Annotated in this window: 17 protein-coding genes; 10 read left to right on the forward strand and 7 right to left on the reverse strand. The window is 74.7% G+C overall.

Features of this window, described 5'->3' with window-relative positions:
• Positions 1 to 358 precede the first annotated feature (358 nt).
• Positions 359 to 850: a DUF2165 domain-containing protein gene (locus ABD223_RS00995; RefSeq protein WP_344033861.1), complete on the forward strand. Its 492-nt coding sequence runs from the start codon at positions 359 to 361 to the stop codon at positions 848 to 850.
• A 24-nt stretch (positions 851 to 874) separates the two neighbouring features.
• Here ABD223_RS00995 and ABD223_RS01000 read toward each other — a convergent pair whose 3' ends face one another.
• From ABD223_RS01000 to ABD223_RS01015, 4 genes are all read right to left on the reverse strand, one after another.
• On the reverse strand, positions 875 to 2,392 hold the full coding sequence (locus ABD223_RS01000) for a carboxylesterase/lipase family protein (protein WP_344033862.1): 1,518 nt from the start codon (positions 2,390 to 2,392) through the stop codon (positions 875 to 877).
• A 4-nt stretch (positions 2,393 to 2,396) separates the two neighbouring features.
• Complete coding sequence (locus tag ABD223_RS01005; RefSeq protein ID WP_344033863.1) at positions 2,397 to 2,990, reverse strand: TetR/AcrR family transcriptional regulator; 594 nt, start codon at positions 2,988 to 2,990, stop codon at positions 2,397 to 2,399.
• A gap of 408 nt (positions 2,991 to 3,398) precedes the next feature.
• Complete coding sequence (locus ABD223_RS01010; RefSeq protein ID WP_344033864.1) at positions 3,399 to 5,762, reverse strand: helix-turn-helix transcriptional regulator; 2,364 nt, start codon at positions 5,760 to 5,762, stop codon at positions 3,399 to 3,401.
• On the reverse strand, positions 5,759 to 7,027 hold the full coding sequence (locus ABD223_RS01015) for an Hsp70 family protein (protein WP_344033865.1): 1,269 nt from the start codon (positions 7,025 to 7,027) through the stop codon (positions 5,759 to 5,761). Before ABD223_RS01015 ends, ABD223_RS01010 begins: the two co-directional genes overlap by 4 nt.
• A gap of 244 nt (positions 7,028 to 7,271) precedes the next feature.
• Between ABD223_RS01015 and ABD223_RS01020 the strand changes: the two genes are divergently transcribed.
• The 3 genes from ABD223_RS01020 to ABD223_RS01030 all read left to right on the forward strand — a co-directional run bounded on the left by ABD223_RS01020 (position 7,272) and on the right by ABD223_RS01030 (position 11,505).
• The gene (locus ABD223_RS01020; RefSeq protein ID WP_344033866.1) at positions 7,272 to 8,183 is read left to right on the forward strand and encodes an IniB N-terminal domain-containing protein; all 912 of its coding nucleotides are present in this window, start codon (positions 7,272 to 7,274) and stop codon (positions 8,181 to 8,183) included.
• A 95-nt stretch (positions 8,184 to 8,278) separates the two neighbouring features.
• Positions 8,279 to 10,111, forward strand: coding sequence for a dynamin family protein (locus ABD223_RS01025; protein ID WP_344033867.1), 1,833 nt, complete (start codon positions 8,279 to 8,281; stop codon positions 10,109 to 10,111).
• Positions 10,111 to 11,505 (forward strand): P-loop NTPase family protein, encoded by a 1,395-nt coding sequence (locus ABD223_RS01030; protein ID WP_344033868.1) that lies wholly within the window; start codon positions 10,111 to 10,113, stop codon positions 11,503 to 11,505. Before ABD223_RS01025 ends, ABD223_RS01030 begins: the two co-directional genes overlap by 1 nt.
• Positions 11,506 to 11,526: 21 nt before the next feature.
• Here the strand turns inward: ABD223_RS01030 and ABD223_RS01035 are convergent, their stop codons facing one another.
• Positions 11,527 to 12,342 carry a LysR family transcriptional regulator gene (locus tag ABD223_RS01035; protein WP_344033869.1) on the reverse strand — a complete coding sequence of 272 codons (816 nt, stop codon included), beginning with the start codon at positions 12,340 to 12,342 and terminating at the stop codon, positions 11,527 to 11,529.
• A gap of 76 nt (positions 12,343 to 12,418) precedes the next feature.
• On the opposite strand from ABD223_RS01035, the gene ABD223_RS01040 reads away from it, so the two are divergent.
• The gene (locus ABD223_RS01040) at positions 12,419 to 13,252 is read left to right on the forward strand and encodes a PhzF family phenazine biosynthesis protein (RefSeq protein ID WP_344033870.1); all 834 of its coding nucleotides are present in this window, start codon (positions 12,419 to 12,421) and stop codon (positions 13,250 to 13,252) included.
• A 19-nt stretch (positions 13,253 to 13,271) separates the two neighbouring features.
• On the opposite strand, the gene ABD223_RS01045 is transcribed toward ABD223_RS01040, so the two are convergent.
• The gene (locus ABD223_RS01045) at positions 13,272 to 13,697 is read right to left on the reverse strand and encodes a nitroreductase family deazaflavin-dependent oxidoreductase (RefSeq protein WP_344033871.1); all 426 of its coding nucleotides are present in this window, start codon (positions 13,695 to 13,697) and stop codon (positions 13,272 to 13,274) included.
• A gap of 343 nt (positions 13,698 to 14,040) precedes the next feature.
• Between ABD223_RS01045 and ABD223_RS01050 the strand changes: the two genes are divergently transcribed.
• The gene (locus tag ABD223_RS01050; RefSeq protein ID WP_344033872.1) at positions 14,041 to 15,024 is read left to right on the forward strand and encodes a LysR family transcriptional regulator; all 984 of its coding nucleotides are present in this window, start codon (positions 14,041 to 14,043) and stop codon (positions 15,022 to 15,024) included.
• 155 nt (positions 15,025 to 15,179) lie between these two features.
• Here the strand turns inward: ABD223_RS01050 and ABD223_RS01055 are convergent, their stop codons facing one another.
• Positions 15,180 to 15,977, reverse strand: a complete 798-nt coding sequence (locus ABD223_RS01055; RefSeq protein ID WP_344033873.1) for an NAD(P)H-binding protein — start codon at positions 15,975 to 15,977, stop codon at positions 15,180 to 15,182.
• A 96-nt stretch (positions 15,978 to 16,073) separates the two neighbouring features.
• Here ABD223_RS01055 and ABD223_RS01060 point away from each other — a divergent pair, with 96 nt between their 5' ends.
• The 4 genes from ABD223_RS01060 to ABD223_RS01075 all read left to right on the forward strand — a co-directional run bounded on the left by ABD223_RS01060 (position 16,074) and on the right by ABD223_RS01075 (position 19,144).
• Positions 16,074 to 16,448, forward strand: a complete 375-nt coding sequence (locus ABD223_RS01060; RefSeq protein WP_344033874.1) for a winged helix-turn-helix transcriptional regulator — start codon at positions 16,074 to 16,076, stop codon at positions 16,446 to 16,448.
• Between the two features lie 151 nt (positions 16,449 to 16,599).
• A complete protein-coding gene (locus tag ABD223_RS01065; protein WP_344033875.1) occupies positions 16,600 to 17,661 on the forward strand; it encodes a gamma-glutamylcyclotransferase in 1,062 nt (353 codons plus the stop codon).
• A gap of 97 nt (positions 17,662 to 17,758) precedes the next feature.
• Positions 17,759 to 18,358 (forward strand): DUF4232 domain-containing protein, encoded by a 600-nt coding sequence (locus ABD223_RS01070; RefSeq protein ID WP_344033876.1) that lies wholly within the window; start codon positions 17,759 to 17,761, stop codon positions 18,356 to 18,358.
• Positions 18,359 to 19,144: an alpha/beta fold hydrolase gene (locus ABD223_RS01075; RefSeq protein ID WP_344033877.1), complete on the forward strand. Its 786-nt coding sequence runs from the start codon at positions 18,359 to 18,361 to the stop codon at positions 19,142 to 19,144.
• The last annotated feature ends 117 nt before the right edge of the window (positions 19,145 to 19,261 follow it).

The raw sequence follows: 19,261 nt of genomic DNA on the forward strand, positions 1-19,261 counted from the left end.
GGCGGGTGGGGCGGGTCGGGTGGAGCGAGGCGGGGCTGCGGAGTGTGAGGCGGGGTGCGGGGTGCGGCCTCGGGTGGGGCCTCGGGTGAGTTGTCGGGTGGGTCGTGGGGCGGGGAGGAGGCCGCGGGGGCGGGCTCGTGGTCCGAACCACAACTCCGCTGAAACCGCAGGCGTTCCGGGAGGTCCCGGCCACACCCGATCGGCCGTACCGCCTCTGCCGGCCCGGCTCCTCCGCTCAAGCTGACCTGCGGGTTCGGACGCGTCATCGAACAGCCCTCCTTCCTGTGCGCGCCTGCGGGCGAGCAGGCCGCTGGCAACCCTCGTGGACTTCCGGCGGATTGTGGCTATGTTGCGGTACATGCGTTTTCTTGCCCGGGTGGGGAGCCCGCAGGCCGCGATCGCGTCGCTGACCGGCATCACCGCGCTCTACATGGCCCTCGTGGTGCTGGGGAACATCACCGACTACGAGACCAACCACGCGTTCGTGCAGCACGTGCTCGCGATGGACACCACGTTCGGCTCGCCCAACACCTCGTGGCGCGCCATCACCAGCCCGGCCGTGGTGACCGCCGTCTACGTGCTGATCATCCTGTGGGAAGCGGTGACCGCCCTGGTGATGATCGCGGCCCTGGTGTCCTGGCTGCGGCGCCGCGAGGACGTGGCGCGGCGGCTGTCGTCCACCGGTTGGGTCATGCAGGTGCTGCTGTTCGGCGCCGGGTTCATCGCGATCGGCGGCGAGTGGTTCGTGATGTGGCAGTCCAAGGACTGGAACGGGCTGACGGCCGCCTTCCAGAACTTCGTCATCGCGGGCATCGGGCTGGTCCTGCTGCACGCGAGCCGGCGCGACTGAGCGCCCGCCCGCCTGCTCGTCCGTCTACTTGTCCGCCCAGAAGTCGAGTCGGTGCGTCGCCCGGAAGTCCACACCGGTGATCGCGCCCGGCGCGAGCGACTGCACGTGCTCACCCTGGGCGAAGCCCGGCCACTTCGGCAGACCGTCGCCGTTGGGGTCGCCGGTGCGGGCGAAGTTGGACCAGTAGTCGATCATCACCTCCGACAGTTCGCGTTGACCACCGGTCAACTCGCGGTCCGGGAACAGGTACTCGATGTCCGTGCTGTGGCTCGCGCCCAGCTCCGAGGCGGCCGGGTCGGCGAACTCGAACGCGAACGTCGGCGTGTGCGCGGCCAGTAATTGGTGCTGCCGGAACGCCGGCCTCGCCCACACCCGGTCGGTCATCACGGCCGCCCACGCCCGGGTCGCGTCGTCGAACGCGTCCAGCGGGTACTCCCGCTCCACCTCGGCGGCCCGGTCGCCGAAGGCCAGCGCGAGCAACCTCGGGTAGTCCTGGGGTCCGACCTCGCCGCGGAAGGTCGCCACGATGCCGCGGTGCTCGTCCCGCGTGGTCCCCGCCAGCACCGGGACCCGCGCGAACTCGCCCGCCTCCAGGGCTTCGGCGGGCGCCGCGGGCAGGTCCGGGTTGCCGTAGCCGTAGGGCTGGAAGATGTTCATCACCATCGGGTGCCCGACGACCTCCTCCGCGGGCAACCCGCGCAGGCAGGCGATGTCGGCGCAGCCCAGTTCGCCGGCGACGGTCTGCCCGGCGGCCTGGACCTCCGCGGTGTCGCGCCAGCCCAGCCACGGCAGCGCGGGCAGCTCCGGGTACCAGGCCTCGGCGGGCAGGTCGGCCAGCGCAAAGCCGCTGTGCGTGACGGCTTTGTCGAACAGGCCGCGGGATTTCGGCGAGACCAGGTGCGCCGCGATCGAGGTGGCGCCGTAGGAGACGCCGAACAGCGTCACGTTGCCCGGATCGCCGCCGAAGCTCCCGGCGTTGCGCCGCACCCACTCCAGCGCGGCCCGCTGGTCCTGGAGGCCGAAGGTGCCCGAGCCCTCCAGGCCCGGCAGGCCGAAGCCGCCGAACACACCGAGCCGGTAGTTCAGCGTCACCACCACCACGTCACCCCGGGTCGCCAGGGCACGGGCGTCGAAGTGGTGGCCCGCGCCGACCGCGCCGTCGCCGTGCAGCCACACCAGGACCGGCCGGCGGCCCTCGGTGGCCGGCGTCGTGACGTTGAGGAACAGGCAGTCCTCGTCCGTCGACGCCGTGTCCGAATAGGACGATCCCACCTGCGGGCACGGGCTGCCGGGCCTGGTGGCGTCCCGGACGCCGCTCCAGGGCAGCGGCGGCCGCGGCGCACGCCAGCGGTGCTCACCCGCCGGTGGCGCGGCGTACGGGATGCCCTGGAAGACCACGCGGTCGGCGTGCGCCGTGCCGCGGACCTCCCCCGTCTCGACCCGCACCACGTCGTCCCGCACCGCTTCGCCTCCCCCTCCGTCGTCGTTCGCGCACGCCGTCGCCAGCAGTGCCGCGGTCAACACCAACGTCCCCCGACGCATGTGCCTACCCCTTCGTCACGGCGAGCCCCACCATCGTGATGAGCTCGCGTTCACAGAGGTCGAGGTCGACCTCCGCGTGATCGGCCGCCCTGGCGAGCACCCCGTTGCGCAGCGCCAGGACGAAGATCGCCATCGCGTCCGCGTCGAACTCCCGGAACTCCCCCGCCGACTGCCCCTCCCGGAGGAGGTCGGCCATCTTGCGGTGGTCGTCGTCGGAGCTGGTGGAGCTGTCGGCGTCGTCGGCGGTGGAGACGTGCGGCCGGACCTGGAGCAGCGCCACCATCTCGGGCCGGTGCGCCGCCATGAAGCGCAGGTTGGCCCGGAGGAACGCCTCCAGTTCGCCCCGGGCGGTGTCGGCCCGATCCATCCGGTCCAGCACGAACGCGGTGAACCGGCGGTGCACCTCGGCGCGGACCTCGTCGACCAGCTCCTGCTTGCCCTTGAAGTGGTACGAGATCAGGCCCGTGCTGCTCAGGCCGGCGCGAGCGGCGATCTGCTTGAACGACGTCGCCCCGTAGCCCAGCTCGGCCAGCGTGGCGATCGCCGCGTCCACGATCTGCGCCCGCCTCGCCCGCTCCGTGACCGACTTTGCTCGCATGAGCAAAATTTAGCACGACTGAGCAATGCGCACGGGCCGGAGAGGACGAGGGAGGAGGTAGTAGCAGGTGGGAGGTGGTGGAGGTGAGGGAGGAGTGGGGTTCGGGTGAGATTCGCATGCCTCCATGCTCGAACGAGTGTTCGAGAAGCGCAAGATCACCTTCGGGTGATCAACCGACCAGGTGATCAGCGAAAGGGAGCGCGGTGGGTGGCCGGGCGGCTGGTGAAGGGCGACGGGCGGACGGGTGGGCAGGCGGCAGCCGGGCAGGCAGAAGGGGAGAAGGCCAAGGCGGGAGGACGCCGGGCCGGGGCAGCTGGAGTGGGTAGCGGGTGGGGCGTGCGGCAGCCTGGGTGAGAGGCGGCCGGGGTGGCTGCGAACAGAACTGGTCCGCAAGCAGGGCAGGGCTGGTCAGCCGACGATCTGGCGGAGTTGTTCCAGCAGTTCCGCGCGGCTGCCGCAGCCGAGTCGCTGCCTCATCCGGGCCACGTGGTGCTCCACCGTCTTCGCCGAGATGAACAGCCGGTCGCCCACCTGCTTGTACGTCAACCCGCCCACGACCAGCTCCGCCACCTCGCGCTCCCGGTCGCTGAGCTTGCCCGCGTCCGCCTCGACCACCGGCTCCGGCTGCTTGCGCGCCGTCCCCGCGGGGCGTCCCTGGAGCAGTCGCGCGCAGTCCAGCAGTCGCACCATCGCCTGCCGGTCGGACGTCCTGATCGCCGCCTGCCCCGCCAGCCGGGACGCGTCCCACCACTGCCCCACCGCGTGCAGCCCCCGCGCGGCCCGCTCGACCCGGTCCGCGTCGACCTTGCCCGCCAGCACGTCCAGCCAGCTCTCCGCCGCCGCCGACACGATCGCCGCGTACCGGCTCCGCGACGCGCACGCCGCCAACGATGCCGCGTGCTCCTCGGCCACCAACGTCTCCTCGGCGGTGATCGCCGCGTGCAGCGCGCTCCAGTGCAGCGGCACCGCCCACAGGGGCGGGTCGCCCAGCTCCCGCAACAGGTTCCGCGCCGCGCCCAGGTGGTGGGCCAACCGGTGCTGGTCGCGCAGCCTCGCGGCCGCCGCGGCGAACTCGCCCAGCGGCAGGAACGCGAACAGGTCGACCGGGTGCCGCAGCACGGCCTCGCACGCCTGCTCCCAGGTGCGCTTCAACGTCGCCAGGTCGCTGTCCCGCCGCGCCACGCCGACCTCCAGCGCCACCGCGAACAGCCAGTCCCGCGCCTCCAGCGGCAGCCCGGCCTTGCGCAGCGCCAGCAGCGCCTCGCGCGCCGCGCCCGAGTTGCCGCGCAGCATCGCGACCCACGCCCGCAGCAGCCGGTGCCGCACGGCCATCAGCGCGCCGCCCAGGGACGTCGCCACCGCCCGGTCCAGCACCGACTCCGCCACCGTCAGCTCGCCGCCGTGCAGCGCCACCAGGGCGGCCAGGGCGGCGGGCGTGTCCGGCAGCAGCACCGAGCGGCCCGCGGGCTCCAGCAGGCCGGTCGCGCGCACCAGGGTGGACAGCGCGGAGGTCGGCGAGCCGGTGACGGACTCCACGACCCCTTGCGCCATCAGGGAAGCGGCGCCGTCGAGCATGGTCGGCGGCGCGGGCGGCAGGGTCGCGGTGGGCAACCTGCCCGTGCCGACCTGGCCGATCACCGCGAACGCGGTGGACGTGGCGCTCGGCGACCACCGGTGCAGCTCGGTGCTGCGGGCCAGCTGGCCCCGGTGCGCCAGCGCGATCGCGGCCACCTCCGCGGCCTCGCCCCGGTGCGCCGACCCGCCGGCGATCACCTGGTCCGCCAGCCGCAGCGCCGCGTCGAGGTCGCCCGCCATCGCCGACGCCGCCGCCCGCCGGACCGCGATCTCGGCGGTGGGCGTGCCGACGGCGGCGAGCAGCCGGGCCGCCAGCGCCGGGTCGGACGGCAGCGCCTCGCCGGCCGCCGCCTGGAACGCCGCCGCCATCTCGGGCCCGGCCACCCCGACCAGGGGCCGCACCAGCTCCAGCACCGGGCCGCCGGACCGCAGTTGCAGCTCGGCGAGCTTCTGCCGCACCGCGATCCGCCGGTCGGTGCGGCTCAGCGCGGCCACGGCGGTGCGCGCGATCGGCAGCAGCGCGCCGTCCGGCCCGATCAGCCCGGTGGCGCGGGCCGCCTCGATGACGTCGCCGACCGCGTCGACGTCGACGCCGAGCAGCCCGCCGAGCAGGTCCAACCGCAACGCGGCGCCGGCCTCGGCGGCGAGCAGGAACTTCCGCACGTCCGGTTCGAGCCAGTCCAGGTCCGCCCGGAACGACGCCACCACCTCGGCGGGCACCTCGGGCGCGGTCAGGCCGGCCAGCCGCGCCACGAACCGCGGCACGCCGCCGGTCTGCCGGTGCACGAACTCCGCCAGCCCCCGCGCGGGCGCGGGCAGCACGGCCCGCACCTCGTCGCGGGTGAACGGCTCGGGCATCAGCGCGGGCCGGACCCGGCCCAGCGACTCGGCCAGCGCGGCCAGCGCCCGCGGCCGCGGCCACGGCCGGTGGGCCACGACGACCGGCCGGTCGCCCCGCTCGACCGCGGCGCGCAGCTCCAGCAGCTCGCCCTCGGGCAGCAGGTGCGCGTCGTCGACGACCAGGGCCTCGACGCCCGCGTCCTCGAACGCCCGCGCGAACTCCCGCAGCGCCGTGGTCTTGCCGTACCCGCCGGGCGCGACGACGCCGAGCCGCACCGGGACGCCGGACGCGATCGCGTCGAGCACCTGCTCGACCTGCTCGGACAGCACCGGTCGCGTGATCATCGCCTGGTTCAACGACCGTCCTCGTGGTTGCGGGCGCGGCGGTGGCCGCCGATGGGCGCCAGGCCGCGCACGACGCGCTTCACCGAGCGCCGCTCGGGCAGGTCCAGCGGGGTGATGTCGACGGGTGGCCGGGGCGGCGGCGGGGTGAACTCCCCGTCGGCCGGGTCGGCGCCGCCGACGGGGAAGCGCAGCAGGGGGTCGTCGTCGCGCAGCATCACGGACGTCTCGATGGGCTCGGGTTCCGCCTCGGGCCCGACGACCAGCCGGCGGGCCGCGAGCGCCGCGCCCTTGACCACCGAGGTCTCCGGCGCGGCCTCCACCAGCACCGGGCCGGGCAGCGACGCGGCGATCAGCGGGATGCGGGCGCTGCCGCCGACCAGCACGGTCGTCCCCGCGCCCGCGGTGACGCGCGCGTGCGCCGCCACGGCGTGCTCGACCGCCGGCCTGATCAGCTCCTCGAACCGCGCCCTGCTCAGCGGCACGTCCACGCGCCCGGACGGCAGGTGCGCCGGGATCGAGGTCTCGGCGGTGCCGGACAGCAGCCGCTTGGCCGCCTCGCAGTCGCGCCGCAGCCGCGCGAACAGCGCGCGGGCCCGCGGGTCCTCGACGGCCGGCTCGGCCAGTTCGCGCCCCAGGGAGGCGCGGACGTGCGCGAACACCGCGTCGTCGAAGTCCGCGCCGGCGTCCTGGTCGACGCCCTCGACCGCGGCGACGAGCTCGTGGCCGCCACCGGGGACGGCGGCGACGAGGGCCGAGGAGAACGCGTGGCTGCCCAGGCTGAAGACCCCGAGCGCGCCGGTGAACGGCCGGTTGAACGCGTGGTTCTCGGCCGCCGCGACCGGTTCGGGCACCAGGGACGCCTCGACGCCGGTGGCGCGCAGCGCCCGGTGCAGGAGCCCCTTGGCGTGCGGGCCCCAGCCGGGCGGGTGGGCCACCGCGACGTGCTCCGGGTACTCGCCCTCGCGGGCGGCGACCTGGTTGACCACCCACTTGACCAGCAGGGCGGTCAGCTCCTCGGGCGTGCACCGCTCGGTGCCGAGGACCAGGGGCACCGCGTCGCCGACGCGGCGGGCGAACCCGGTCGCCGTCCACGCGGGGTCGCCCGGCTCGCCCACGAGGACCGTGCCGTCCGGGGTGAGCTGCACCGTCGTGGCCACCCCGCCGCCGGGGCCGCCCAGGCCGACCGGTTCCGGCTCGCCGCGCCCGGCGCCGCCCAACCGGCACACGGCCGCCGCGGTGCGCGTGGTGCCCACGTCGACCCCGAGGACGTACGGCAACTAGGAGCCCCCTTCACTCACCTGTTCGAAGTACGGCTGTACCTACACGGGTCACGAGGAGGTCACAAGCCGATCCCCTAATCCCCTAGGGAGTGAACGATTACCACCCCATAGTGGTTGCGGGATCTACGGGGAGTAATCCCCGATGGCCGCCCGATCCCAGGTCGATACGGTGATCACCACACCGACCCCCACCCCTGCCAGGTCGGCTCCCCGCGTCCCATTCGACCAGGAGAGATCCACCATGGGCACCAGCCCCAACACGCTGCACGACTTCGTCCTCGACCTGCTGAGCGACCCGACCGCGCTGGCCGACTTCCAGGCCGACGCCGCGGGCTCCCTGGCGCGGGCCGGTCTGGGCGACATCAGCGCCGCCGACGTGCAGGAAGTCATCCCGCTGGTCCTCGACTACGCGCCGACCGGGAGCCTGCCCGCCCTCGACGGCTCGTTGCTGGAGGACCTGCCGCAGGCCCTGGCCGACGCCGGTCCGGTGGAGGCGATCTTCCGCCTCAAGGCCGTGACCGACCAGCTCGCGGTGTCCGGCGCCACCGGCGCCTCGGACCTCAAGGCCGCCGCGGCGGGCACCTTGAGCGCGGACGCCGACGGCCTGACCGTCTTCGCCGGCGTGTCCAGCTGGGACCTCCTCGACGCGTCGGGCGCGGCGAAGCTGACGGTCGGGGGTGACTTCTCCGCGGTGAACGACGTGGCCGGAACCCTGGACGGCCCGCTGGGCACCGCAACGGGTCAGGTGCACGACCTGACCACCACGGCGACCGGCGCGGTGGACGGCGCCGTCGCCACCGAGGGTGGGGTCACCGGCGCGTTGCCGGGCGCGGACAGCCTGACCAGCACCGCGTTCGGCTCGCTCGACACGCTGACCGGCGTGGTCGACGGCGTGACCGGTGGCCTCACCAGCGCCCTGCCCGGCGGCATCGGCGGCGTCGCCGACGTCACGAAGGTCGTCGACCTCGACGCCCAGGCGCACGCGGCCGGGCAGCACCACTCCTTCGACTCCGACGCGCCGCTGGCCGCCGTGACCGACGCGGTCGCGGGCACCCCGGGCGTCGGCGGGGTCGTGAGCAACGTCACCACCGCGGTGAGCGACGTCGACCTCCCGGTCGTCGGCTCGCTCGGCGTGGACGACCTGCTCTTCTGAGACTGATCCACTACCGGAGAGCCGGTCCCGTCCGACCAACGGGACCGGCTCTCGCCTTTCGCCCGGCGGGTGTTGGCGGCACACTCTGGCGGGTGATGTCCGCGCCTTGGCTCGACGTGCTAGACGACACGATCCGGGCTTGCGCTGCGCACAACCGGCCCGACCTGGCCGAACGGTTGCGCGACAAGCGCTCCCGCCAGCTCGACCCCAAGGTCCGGGTCCTCGTCGTCGGGGAGCCGAAGCAGGGCAAGAGCCAGCTCGTGAACGCGATGGTGAACGCCCCGGTGTGCGCGGTGGGTGACGACGTCACCGGCACCGTTCCCACTTTCGTGCAGCACGCGGAGACGCCCTCGGCGGCGCTCGTGCGCGGCGCGACCCTCGCGAACACGCCCACCGAGCGCTTCGCGCCCCACCCCGCGCCCACCGAGCGCATCCCGGTGCCGATCGACCAGCTGGCCAGGCAGGTCAGCACCGGGCAGGGCGACCTGGTCCGGGCGGAGGTCGGCATCCCGCGCGCCCTGCTCGACTCAGGCCTGGTGCTGATCGACACCCCGGGCGTCGGCGACCTGCGGCCCGCGCACACGGCCAGCACGTTCACCGCCCTGCTCCAGGCCGACGCGGTGCTGATGGTGTCCGACGCGACCGCCGAGCTGACCGACTCCGAGCTGGAGCTGCTCAAGCAGGTCATGACGTCCTGCCCGAACGTGGTCGTGGTGCTCACCAAGATCGACATCGCGGCGCAGTGGCGGCGCGTGGTCGAGCGCAACCGGGCGCACCTGGCCCGCGCGGGCGTGACCGCGAAGCTGATCCCGGTGTCCTCGGCGCTGCGGCTGCGCGCGGCCAAGACCGGCGACAAGGAGCTCAACGCCGAGTCCGGGTTCCCCGAGCTGATGGCGTGCGTGCAGCAGGACATCCTGGCCGCCGCCGACCTGCTGGCGCGCCGCTCGGTCGCGGTCACCGCCGCCTCGGCCATCCGGCAGCTCGTCGTCCCGGTCCGCGAGGAGCTGTCCGCGCGGGCCTCGCACCGCGCCGAGGACACCGTGGCCGCGCTCAACGAGGCGCAGCGCCGCATCGACGAGCTGCGCCGCCGGTCCGCGCGCTGGCAGGTGGTGCTGGCCGACGAGATGGCCGACCTGCTCTCCGACATCGAGCACGACCTGCGCGACCGCACCCGCCGCATCCTGCGCGAGGTCGAGCGGACCTTCGAGACCGCCGACCCGGCGCTGGGCTGGGACGAGTTCGAGAAGTGGCTGGAGGACAACCTCACCGAGGCGGCCACGGCGAACTTCGCCTGGCTGCTCGACCGCTCCGAGTGGGTGGCGGAGAAGGTCGCGAGGAGCTTCCCGGTCGCCCGCGACGACCTGCTGCCCGAGTCGGTCTTCCCGGACGACGTGCTGGACCGGCCGGCGCCGCTGGACAAGCCGCTGATCGAGAAGTTCGGCCTGGCGCAGAAGGCGTTCACCGGCCTGAAGGGCTCCTACGGCGGCGTGCTGATGTTCGGCCTGGCCACCAGCCTCGCCGGGATGCCGCTGATCAACGCCATCTCGCTGGGCGCGGGCGCGCTGTTCGGCGGCAAGTCGATCCTGGACGAGAGCGACCAGCGGCTGCGCCGCCGCCAGGCCGCCGCGAAGGCCGCCGCCGCGCGGCACGTCGACGACTTCTTCCTCAAGTTCGGCAAGGACTGCCGGGACGCCGCCCGGCACGTCCAGCGCAGCCTGCGCAACCACTTCGCCACGCTCGCCGAGGAGATGCAGGAGACGCTGCTGGAGTCCGCCCGCAGCGCGCGCCGGGCCGTGCAGGAGGACACCACCGAGCGCGAGCGCCGCGCCCGCGAGGCGCAGCGCGAGCTGGACCGGCTGGTGAACCTGTACCAGCGGGTGCAGGCGCTGGCGGGCGGGCAGGCACCGCCGCTGGGGATCAGCGCCTGATGGCGGTGGAGGACGAGGCCAGGGCGCTGCTCGTGGACGCCCTGGCGGTCTACCGGGACAGCCCGCGCGCGGTCGCGTGGCTGCGCGGGCACCTGGAGCGGCTGGGCGAACCGGTGCGCGTGGCCGTGGCGGGCGCGCCGCGCTCGGGCAAGTCGACCGTGGTGGGCGCGCTGGTCGGCGACGAGTTCGCGCCGCCCGCGGTCACCACGTGGTACCGGGACGGGTCGCGGGCGCGGGCGTTCGCGGGCCAGTACGAGGCGCCGGTCGCGCGGCGCGGCGGCAAGGCGTTCGTGGACGCGCCGGACGCCGAGCGCGTGGTGGTCGAGTGGCCGTCCCGCGCGCTGCGCGACCTGGTGCTGATCGACACCGCGCCGGGCACGCCCGTCGAGCAGGTCTGCGGCGAGGCCGACGCCGTGCTGTACCTGACCAGGCACGTGCACGCCGACGACGTGCGGTTCCTGCGGGCCGCGCACGACCACCCGGTGGCGCGGGCCACGCCGGTGGGCACCGTGCTGGTGCTCGCGCGGGCCGACGAGATCGGCGGCGGCCGGATCGACGCGCTGTCCTCGGCCAAGCAGATCGCCCGCCGCTACCGGCGCGAGGCCGCGGTCCGGCCGCTGTGCCAGAACGTGGTCGCGGTCGCCGGGCTGCTCGCGGTGGCCGCCCGCACGCTGCGGCCCGAGGAGTTCGCCGCGCTGGCCGCGCTCGCGTCGCTGGCGCGGACCGAGCTGGAGGACCACCTGCTGTCCGCCGACCGGTTCGTGGGCGAGGACTTCCCGGTGCGGCTCGACCCGGAGGTGCGGCGCGGGCTGGTGGAGCGGTTCGGCATCTTCGGCGTCCGGCTGACCACCACGCTGATCCGGCAGGGCTTCGACACGCAGGTCAAGCTGACCGGCCAGCTGGTGCAGCGCAGCGGCCTCGGCGAGCTGCGCGACTCGATCGGCGTGTACTTCACCGAGCGCCGCGGCGTGCTCAAGGCCCGGTCGGCGCTGCTGGGCCTGGACGTGGTGCTGCGCGCCGAGCCGCGACCGGCCGCGGCGGGCCTGGTCGCGGCCGTGGAGCGGGTCGTGGCCTCCGCGCACGACTTCCGGGAGCTGCGGTTGCTGGCCGCGTTGCAGGGCGGGCGCACGCGCCTGCCCGGCGAGCTGGACGCCGAGGCGTCCCGGCTGGTCGGCGGCCTGGGCACGGACCTGCTGGTGCGGCTGGGCGTGGACGAGGACGTGGACCCGGACGAGTACGCCGCGGACGAGCTGCGGCAGGTCGTGCTGGAGGTGCTCGCCCGCTGGCGCGACCAGGCGGCCAACCCGGCGCTGGACCACGCGCAGCGGCGGGCCGCGGCGGTGGTGGTGCGCAGCTGCGAGGGGATGCTGGCCGACCTGGGGCGAACCGGCTGACCGCCCGCGCGGGCCCGCCGGTCAGCTGATCGCCTCCATCACCGCCCGCACCGCCGCGGACGGCGTGCGGCGCGGGTCGGACACCAGGAACAGCGTGCTGTCCGGCAGCTCGCGCACGCGCTGGAGCGTGCCCGCGTCCAGCTGCTCGGCCACCGCCACGCGCGGCAGCACGGTCCAGCCCAGGCCCGCCACCACGCACGACCGGACGGCCTCGATGCTGCCGAACCGGGTGATGCTCGGCGTGGCGGACAGCTCGCGCACGAACCGGTCGCTGTAGGAGCAGCCCTCCTCCAGCAGGAAGTACCGCTCGTCCAGCACCACGCCGGGCGCGGCCACCAGCTCGATCGGCTCGACGCCGACGGCGGTCGCCTTCAGTCCCGGCGCGACCACCGACTCCTCCAGCACCAGGGCCAGGTCGAGGGCGCCGTGGCGGACCCCGGTCAGCGCCTGGCGGGTGCCGGCGGGCGACAGGTGCACGGTGATGCCCGGGTACCGCAGCGCCACGTCGGCTATCCGCTGCGGCAGCCGGTAGGCGCACACGGACTCCGGCGCGGCGACCCGGACGTCCCCCTCCACGGCGGTGCCGCCGCGCACCGCGTCGCGCAGGCGCTGCTCGGCGGTCAGCACCTCCCGCGCGTGCTCGACGGCCTGCCTGCCGGCCTCGGTGAGCCGGGCCCCGCTGGGCAGCCGGTCGAACAGGCGCGCGCCGAGGTGCCGCTCCAGGGCCTTGACCTGGCTGGTCACCGTGGATTGCACGAGGTGCAGCTCGGCCGCGGCGGCGGTGAAGCTGCCCGTGCGCGCGAGCACCAGGAGGGTGCGCAGGAGGCGGGTGTCCACCTCATCGACAATACCGATAGGGCTGATCGTCAGGAATCGTTGGACTCGATGGTGACACGGGGGAGATCCTGTTCCCATGACCGCAGAAGCACCCACCGGCGCCGTGCTGCGCTACAGCGCCTTCACCACCGACCCGGCGGGCGGCAACCCGGCCGGCGTCGTGCTCGACGCTACCGGCCTCGACGACGCCGCCATGCTCCGCGTCGCCGCCGAGGTCGGCTACTCCGAGACGGCGTTCGCGTTCCCGCGCGCCGAGGACGGCGAGTTCGACGTCCGCTACTTCAGCCCGCTGGTGGAGGTCCCGTTCTGCGGGCACGCGACCGTGGCCACCGCGGTCGCGCTGGGCCGGACCGGCCGGCTGCGGTTCCACACCCGGGCCGGGCTGGTCGAGGTCGACACCGCGCCCGGCGCCGCGAGCCTGACCAGCGTGCCCACCTCGTCGGAGGCCGCGGCGGACGAGGACGTGCGCGCCGCGCTGACGGCGCTCCGGTGGTCGGCCGACGACCTGGACCCGCGCTACCCGCCGCACTGGGCGCACGGCGGGGCGCGGCACCTGGTGCTGGCCGCGCGCACCCGCGAGCGGCTGGCGGCGCTGGACTACGACTTCGACGCGCTCGGCGACCTGCTGCGGGCGCGCGGCGCGGTGACCGCGCACCTGGTGCACCGGCGCGCCGAGGACGTGTTCGACGCGCGCGACCCGTTCCCGGTCGGGGGTGTCGTGGAGGACCCGGCCACCGGGGCCGCCGCGGCGGCGTTCGGCGGCTACCTGCGGGCCATCGGCGAGATCACCCGACCGAGGGTGTTGACCATCCACCAGGGGGTGGACATGGGACGCCCGAGCACGCTGGAGGTCCGGGTCTCGCCCGACGACCCGCGGGTCACCGTGACCGGCTCGGCCGTCCGGATCTAGCGCGGGCCCGGGTGCGGGCCTAGACGCGCTCCAGGACCACCACGGGGATCTCCCGGTCGGTCTTCCGGGCGTACTCGTCGTAGGCGGGCCACACCTCGGTCATGAGCCGCCAGAGCCGCTCGCGCTCCTCGCCGGTCGCCACGCGCGACCGGGCGGTGAGCTTGTCCGCGGCGACCTGGACCTCGGCGGTGTTGTCGGCCTGCATGTTCTTGAACCACGCGGGGTCGTCGGTCGCGCCGCCGTTGGAGGCGATCACCACGTACGCGTCGCCGAGGGGCTGGTAGATGAGCGCGGTGCGCCGCGGCTGCCCGGTCTTGCGCCCCTTCGTGGTCACCAGGAGCGTGAAGACGCCGGGCCGCCACTCGTGACCCTCGGCGCCGTTGGTCTCGACGTACTTCCGGATGTGTTCCTTCACCCAGCCGACGGGGCTGTCCACCACTGCCATGCCTCCGAAGCTACCCAGGAAGGGCCGTCGCCGCTCTGCGGGCGGGGCCGCCGGTCGCTACTCCGCAGTCACGACCGGCGGCCCCGACGGGGTGGGGACGTCCGCCTCCCACCCCCTGGCGCGCCCCGGTCCTCCGGCGCAGCGCCGGACCCCGCCCGCGTGAACGGGGTCCGGGTCGCTCGGTCGCGTCGTCGAGGACGCGGTCGGACCGGGCGGCCACGACTGCTCGCCCTAGTAGATCTGGCTGGTGCGGCGCATCTTCACTCCTCGGGCTCGGGTGCTCCGCCCACTATGGCCGCCGCGGGGGCTGGCGGCTCATACGAAAGGGGGATAGAAGAGCGTTATGCCCGAGCTGGAGCTCCGCCACCTGCGCGCGGTCTGCGCGATCGCCGAAGAGGGCAGCCTGACCAAGGCCGCCACCCGCCTGGGGCTCACCCAACCCGCGATGAGCGCCCAGCTGCGGACCGTCGAGCGGATCGTCGGCGGCCGGCTGTTCGACCGCACGCCCAACGGCTCCCCGCCCACGGACCTGGGCAGGCAGGTCGTCGGCACGGCCCGGCTGGTGCTCGACGAGGTCGAGCAGCTGGTGGCGCTGGCGCGGGGCCGCAGCCGCGGCGACGAGCCGGGACCGCTGCTCGTCGGCGGGGTGCCCACGCTGTTCTTCGGGTACTTCGTCGAGGAGCTGCGGCGGGCGATCCCCTGCTCCGGGGTGCGCACCGAGATCATGCCCGGCGCGTCCGACCTGCTGGAGCTGCTGGTGTCCGGTCAGGTGCACCTGGGCGTGCTGGACCGGTTCGAGGGTCTTGAGCGGCGCGAGCTGCGCGGCCTGGAGGTCCGGCGGCTGGTCAGCGAACCGCAGTTCGTGGCGCTGCCCGCGTCCGACCCGCTGGGCGCGCAGGAGGAGGTGGACCTCGCGCAGCTCGCCGACCGGGACTGGGTGTCGCCGGCGGACGAGATCGTCGGCAACCGCCTCCAGATCTTCACCGCCTGCGCCGAGGCCGGGTTCACGCCCCGGTTCACCCACCACGTCAACGAGGCGAGCACCGCGCGCGGCCTGGTCGCCAACGGCGCGGTGTCGTTCGCGATGCCCCAGTCGCGCGGCGGCGACGGCATCGTCATCCGGCCGCTGCGCGGCGCGCCGCTGATGGTGGACCTGCTGCTGGCCACCCGCCGCGAGGGGCCCGCGGCCGGCCGGGCCGACGACGTGTTCGCCGCCGCGGCCAGGGCGTACCGGGCGGTGCTGCCCCGCAACCCCGGCTACGCGAAGTGGTGGCGGGAGCACCCCGAGGCGCACCGGGAGATCGACGCGGCCCTGCTGCTCGGCTGACCCGGCGCCGGGCGGTCGGGCCCGCCCCGACCCTGGCCCCGCGCCGGGCGATCGACCGCCTTCACCGCACGGCGCGCGACGGGGACCGACCCGCCCGAACCCGAACCCGAACGGCACGGGCAGGAGGGGCGCTCTCCCCGCCCCTCCCCCTCGCCTCACCGACCGCGCGCCGCGTCCTCGATCGTGGTGGGCGCGCGGCCGATCAGCTTCTCCAGGTCCGGCCGCACCTCCGCCAGGGCGCCGCGGCCGATGTTGACCTCGATGTCGGTCAGCAGCTCGGCCACGAAGTCGGGCAGGCCGAACCCCTTGAGGCCCGCGACGCGCTCGGCCGGGGTGACCGCGGTGTGCGTGGCGCCGCGCAGCGCGGCCAGCTCGTCGAAGCTCCACGCCCGCGGCCCGGTCAGCTCGTGCACGGTGTTCTCGTGGCCGGGCTCGGTCAGCGCGATCGCGGCGGCCAGCGCCAGGTCGTCGCGGGACGCGCTGGCGATGCGCCCGTCGCCCGCGGCCGTGACCAGGGGGCCCGGGGCGAGGTAGTTCTCGTGGTACATGCCGTTGCGCAGGAACGTGAACGCCACGCCGGTCCCCCGGATGGCCTCCTCGGTCGCCCGGTGCGCGGCGGCCAGGCTCAGCGGCGAGGTGTCGGCCTCGAAGACCGACGTGTAGAGCACGTGCCGCACGCCCGCGTCGGCGGCGGCGCGCACGGCGGCCCGCTGCATCGCGATCCGCGCGTCGTCGGGGCCGTCCGCGGACACGAGCAGCAGCTTGTCCACGCCCTCGAAGGTGCGCGAGAGGTCGCCGGCGAAGTCGCCGGGGCGCACCTCGACGCCGAGGTCGCCGACCCGCTCGGGGTGGCGCGTGGCCGCGACCAGTTCGCCGGCGGGGACGCGGGCCCGGGCGTGGTCGAGGATCAGGGAACCGAGGTGGCCGGACACGCCGGTGATCAAGGTCGTCATGCCGCTGAACCTAGGCAAGCAACTTTCGATTCGTAAGTACCTACTTCTTCGTGGGGTACTTACGGTTCGGAAAGCATCCAGCTAGGGTGCCTGACCATGGGTGAACCGGCTGACGTCTACGACCCGAACTGCCCGTCCCGGCAGATCGCCGACCACGCCACGAGCCGCTGGGGCACCCTGGTGCTGGCCAAGCTGGTGCGCGGCACGATGCGGTTCGGCGAGCTGCGCAAGGCGGTGGCCGGGGTGAGCGAGAAGATGCTCGCCCAGACGTTGCAGGCGCTGGAGCGCGACGGCCTGGTGCGCCGCGAGGTCCACCCGGTGATCCCCCCGCGCGTGGACTACTCCCTCACCCCTTTGGGAACCCAGATCGCGGAACGGGTCAAGGGGCTGTTCACCTGGATCGAGGACAACCTGCCGAACCTGGTGGCGGCGCAGGAGGCGTACGACGCGCGGCGCGCGGAGAACGTGTGACGGGTCACGTGCAGCCCTCGGACCTGTGCCACACACGAGCACGCCTGTCGTGGGTGCGGCGATGCGCGCAGAGATGCGGACATCCGATCTCTGTGACGTTCGGTGAACCAACGCCAGGTGAATTCCGAGTGAGGTTTGCCAGGATGGGGTCATGACGCAGCCGTTCACGGACGATAGTCACCCGGCCGAGCCCTACCCGGGAGCTCGGCCGGGACACTGCTTCGCGCACCTCGACGGCGCGGGCTGGCCGGTGACGCCCGACCCGACCGCCGTGTCCGGGTGGCGGGTCGGGCCGGGCGGGTCGGACCTCGACGACTGGCTGGCCGGGCACGGCGAACCGCCGCTGGCGGGCCGGATGCCGGTGCTGGCCTACGGCTCCAACGCCAACCCGGCCAAGGTGACGTGGCTGCGGGAGGAGCTCGGGCTCACCGGCCCGGCGGTGGTGCTGAGGGCCCGGTGCGAGGGGCTCGCCGCGGTGTGGGCCGCGGGGCTGCGCAAGACCGACGGCCAGCGGCCGGCGACCCTCGCCGCCGCACCGGGCGTCGAGGAGGAGCACGCGGTGTGGTTCGCCACCGCCGAGCAGCTGCGCGTGCTCGACCGCTGCGAGGGCCGCGGCCTGCGCTACCAGCTCGTCCGGGTGCGCACCGGCCGGGTCACCCTGTTCAACGGCGCCGTCGTCGACTCCGTGCTCGCCTACACCGGCGCGGGCTGGCGCCGGATGCCGCTGCTGGTCAACGGCAGACCGGTGCGCTGCGCCGACGTGGACCAGCGGGGCGCCCACCGCCTCGCCGGGCGGCCCGCGGACACCGACGGCCTCGACGTGACGCCGGTGCACGGCGACCCGACGCCGGACGACTGGCCCGACCGCCTGTTCGCCTACGGCACCCTCCAGCCGGGCCTGGCCGCGTGGCCGCTGGTCGAGCCGTTCGTGATCGGCGACCCGGAGCCCGCCGCGCTGCCCGGCGCGCTGCACGACACCGGCCTCGGCTACCCGGCGCTGCGCCCCGCGGGCGGCCCGGCCGTGCCCGGCCACCTGCTCCGGCTGGCCAACCCCGAGGACGCCCTGCCCGTGCTCGACGAGTACGAGGGCGACGAGTACGCGCGCGTCCGCGTCGCCCTGCCGGACGGGCAGGTCTGCTGGACCTACGTGTGGCGGTCCGAGGTGGGCGACATGCCGCGGCTCGACGGCGGTTGGGTCGAGGACCACCGATGACGAACCCGATCCGGTGAATTCTTCGCCGAAGCGGCCAACCACCCGGCCGCGGGGTACGTCCTCCGGGTAGACCACGCACCCGAGCCAGGAGGTGGACATGAGGCGACTCGTCGTCTTCGGCGTCCTCGCGGTCGCGCTCACCGCGTGCGGCAACCCGGGGCCCGCCGCCGAGCAGTCGACCATCGAGGTGGAACCCGGGTCGAGCAGCGACGGCGTCGCGCCCGTGCCGCCGTCGTCCAAGCCCCTGCCCGCGTCGACCGCGTCGACGCCGCGCGCGTCCGGCCGGTGCACGGCCGCGGTGCTGGCGGGCGAGGTCCAGCCCGGCGACCCCGCCGCGGGCAGCCGGTACGCCAAGCTCGTGGTGACCAACAACGGCCAGGCGCCGTGCACGCTCAACGGCTACAGCGGCCTCCAGCTGCTCGACCCCTCCGGGCAGCAGGTGCCCACCGACCTCCAGCGCACCACCGACCCCGGCCCCACCCTGGTGACCCTGCCGCCGAAGGGCCGGGCGGCGGCCAACCTGCGCTGGACCGTCGTGCCGACCGGCGACGACCCGGTGCGGGGTCCGTGCGAGCCGGAGGCCGGGCAGGCCAGGGCGATCCCGCCGGACGAGACCCAGCCGATGAGCCTGTCCTGGGACCTGGGCCCGGTGTGCGGCGATGGGAAGATCGAGATCAGCGCGTTCTACCCTGCCTAGGTGATCGAGTCCAACGTCCCCGGCCACGCCGGTGAGCTAGCCGTCCGCACCTGGCCGAACCTCGACGCCACGTGGCTGGCCGTGCTCGTGCACGGCTACGGCGAGCACGGCGGCCGGTACGGGCACGTCGCCGACGCCCTGGTGGGCGCGGGCGCCCTGGTCGTCGCGGCCGACCACGTCGGCCACGGCCGGTCCGCGGGCGAACCCGCGCTGATCGGCGACTTCGACGGCGTGGTCGCCGACGTGGCCGCGGCGGTCGGCTCGGCGGCGTCCGACCTGCCCACGGTGCTCGTCGGCCACTCGGTGGGCGGCCTCGTCGCGGCCCGCTACGCCCAGCTGCACCCGCTGTCCGCGCTGGTGCTCTCCGCGCCGGTGCTGGGCACCTGGCAGGGGCTGGACCTGCTCTCGCTGCCGGAGCTGCCGGACACCCCGATCGACCCGGACGTGCTGTCCCGCGACCCCGGGGTCGGCGAGCGGTACGCCGCCGACCCGCTGGTGTGGCACGGCCCGCTGCGGCGGGAGACGCTGGAGGCGGTGGAGCGCGCCCTGGACGAGGTGAACTACGGGCCCACGCTGGAGCACCTGCCCACGCTGTGGCTGCACGGCGACGCCGACGAGCTGGTGCCCCTGGCCGACACCCGCACCGGCACCGACCGGCTGCGCGGCCTGCTGTTCGAGGAGCGCATCTACCCCGGCGCCCGGCACGAGCTGTTCAACGAGACGAACTCGGACGAGGTGCTGGCCGACGTGGTCGCCTTCGTCCGGAGGGTGCTCGACCTGGCCTGAGCACCTGGCCTGGGCACCTGGCCTGGGCACCTGGCCTCGGCGCCAAGCCGCGCGACGCGCCGGCGGCCACCCGCCACGCCCGTGCCCAGCCCTCGCGGGCACAGGCCGCGGTCGCTT

Source organism: Saccharothrix xinjiangensis (assembly GCF_039527585.1).
Classification (GTDB): domain Bacteria; phylum Actinomycetota; class Actinomycetes; order Mycobacteriales; family Pseudonocardiaceae; genus Actinosynnema; species Actinosynnema xinjiangensis.

What these genes read in the sequence shown, in the direction of transcription:
- ABD223_RS00995 (WP_344033861.1), top strand. Translation starts at nt 359, where the DNA reads ATGCGTTTTCTTGCCCGGGTGGGGAGCCCGCAGGCCGCGATCGCGTCG.
- ABD223_RS01000 (WP_344033862.1), bottom strand. Translation starts at nt 2,392, where the DNA reads ATGCGTCGGGGGACGTTGGTGTTGACCGCGGCACTGCTGGCGACGGCG.
- ABD223_RS01005 (WP_344033863.1), bottom strand. Translation starts at nt 2,990, where the DNA reads ATGCGAGCAAAGTCGGTCACGGAGCGGGCGAGGCGGGCGCAGATCGTG.
- ABD223_RS01020 (WP_344033866.1), top strand. Translation starts at nt 7,272, where the DNA reads ATGGGCACCAGCCCCAACACGCTGCACGACTTCGTCCTCGACCTGCTG.
- ABD223_RS01025 (WP_344033867.1), top strand. Translation starts at nt 8,279, where the DNA reads ATGTCCGCGCCTTGGCTCGACGTGCTAGACGACACGATCCGGGCTTGC.
- ABD223_RS01030 (WP_344033868.1), top strand. Translation starts at nt 10,111, where the DNA reads ATGGCGGTGGAGGACGAGGCCAGGGCGCTGCTCGTGGACGCCCTGGCG.
- ABD223_RS01040 (WP_344033870.1), top strand. Translation starts at nt 12,419, where the DNA reads ATGACCGCAGAAGCACCCACCGGCGCCGTGCTGCGCTACAGCGCCTTC.
- ABD223_RS01045 (WP_344033871.1), bottom strand. Translation starts at nt 13,697, where the DNA reads ATGGCAGTGGTGGACAGCCCCGTCGGCTGGGTGAAGGAACACATCCGG.
- ABD223_RS01050 (WP_344033872.1), top strand. Translation starts at nt 14,041, where the DNA reads ATGCCCGAGCTGGAGCTCCGCCACCTGCGCGCGGTCTGCGCGATCGCC.
- ABD223_RS01055 (WP_344033873.1), bottom strand. Translation starts at nt 15,977, where the DNA reads ATGACGACCTTGATCACCGGCGTGTCCGGCCACCTCGGTTCCCTGATC.
- ABD223_RS01060 (WP_344033874.1), top strand. Translation starts at nt 16,074, where the DNA reads ATGGGTGAACCGGCTGACGTCTACGACCCGAACTGCCCGTCCCGGCAG.
- ABD223_RS01065 (WP_344033875.1), top strand. Translation starts at nt 16,600, where the DNA reads ATGACGCAGCCGTTCACGGACGATAGTCACCCGGCCGAGCCCTACCCG.
- ABD223_RS01070 (WP_344033876.1), top strand. Translation starts at nt 17,759, where the DNA reads ATGAGGCGACTCGTCGTCTTCGGCGTCCTCGCGGTCGCGCTCACCGCG.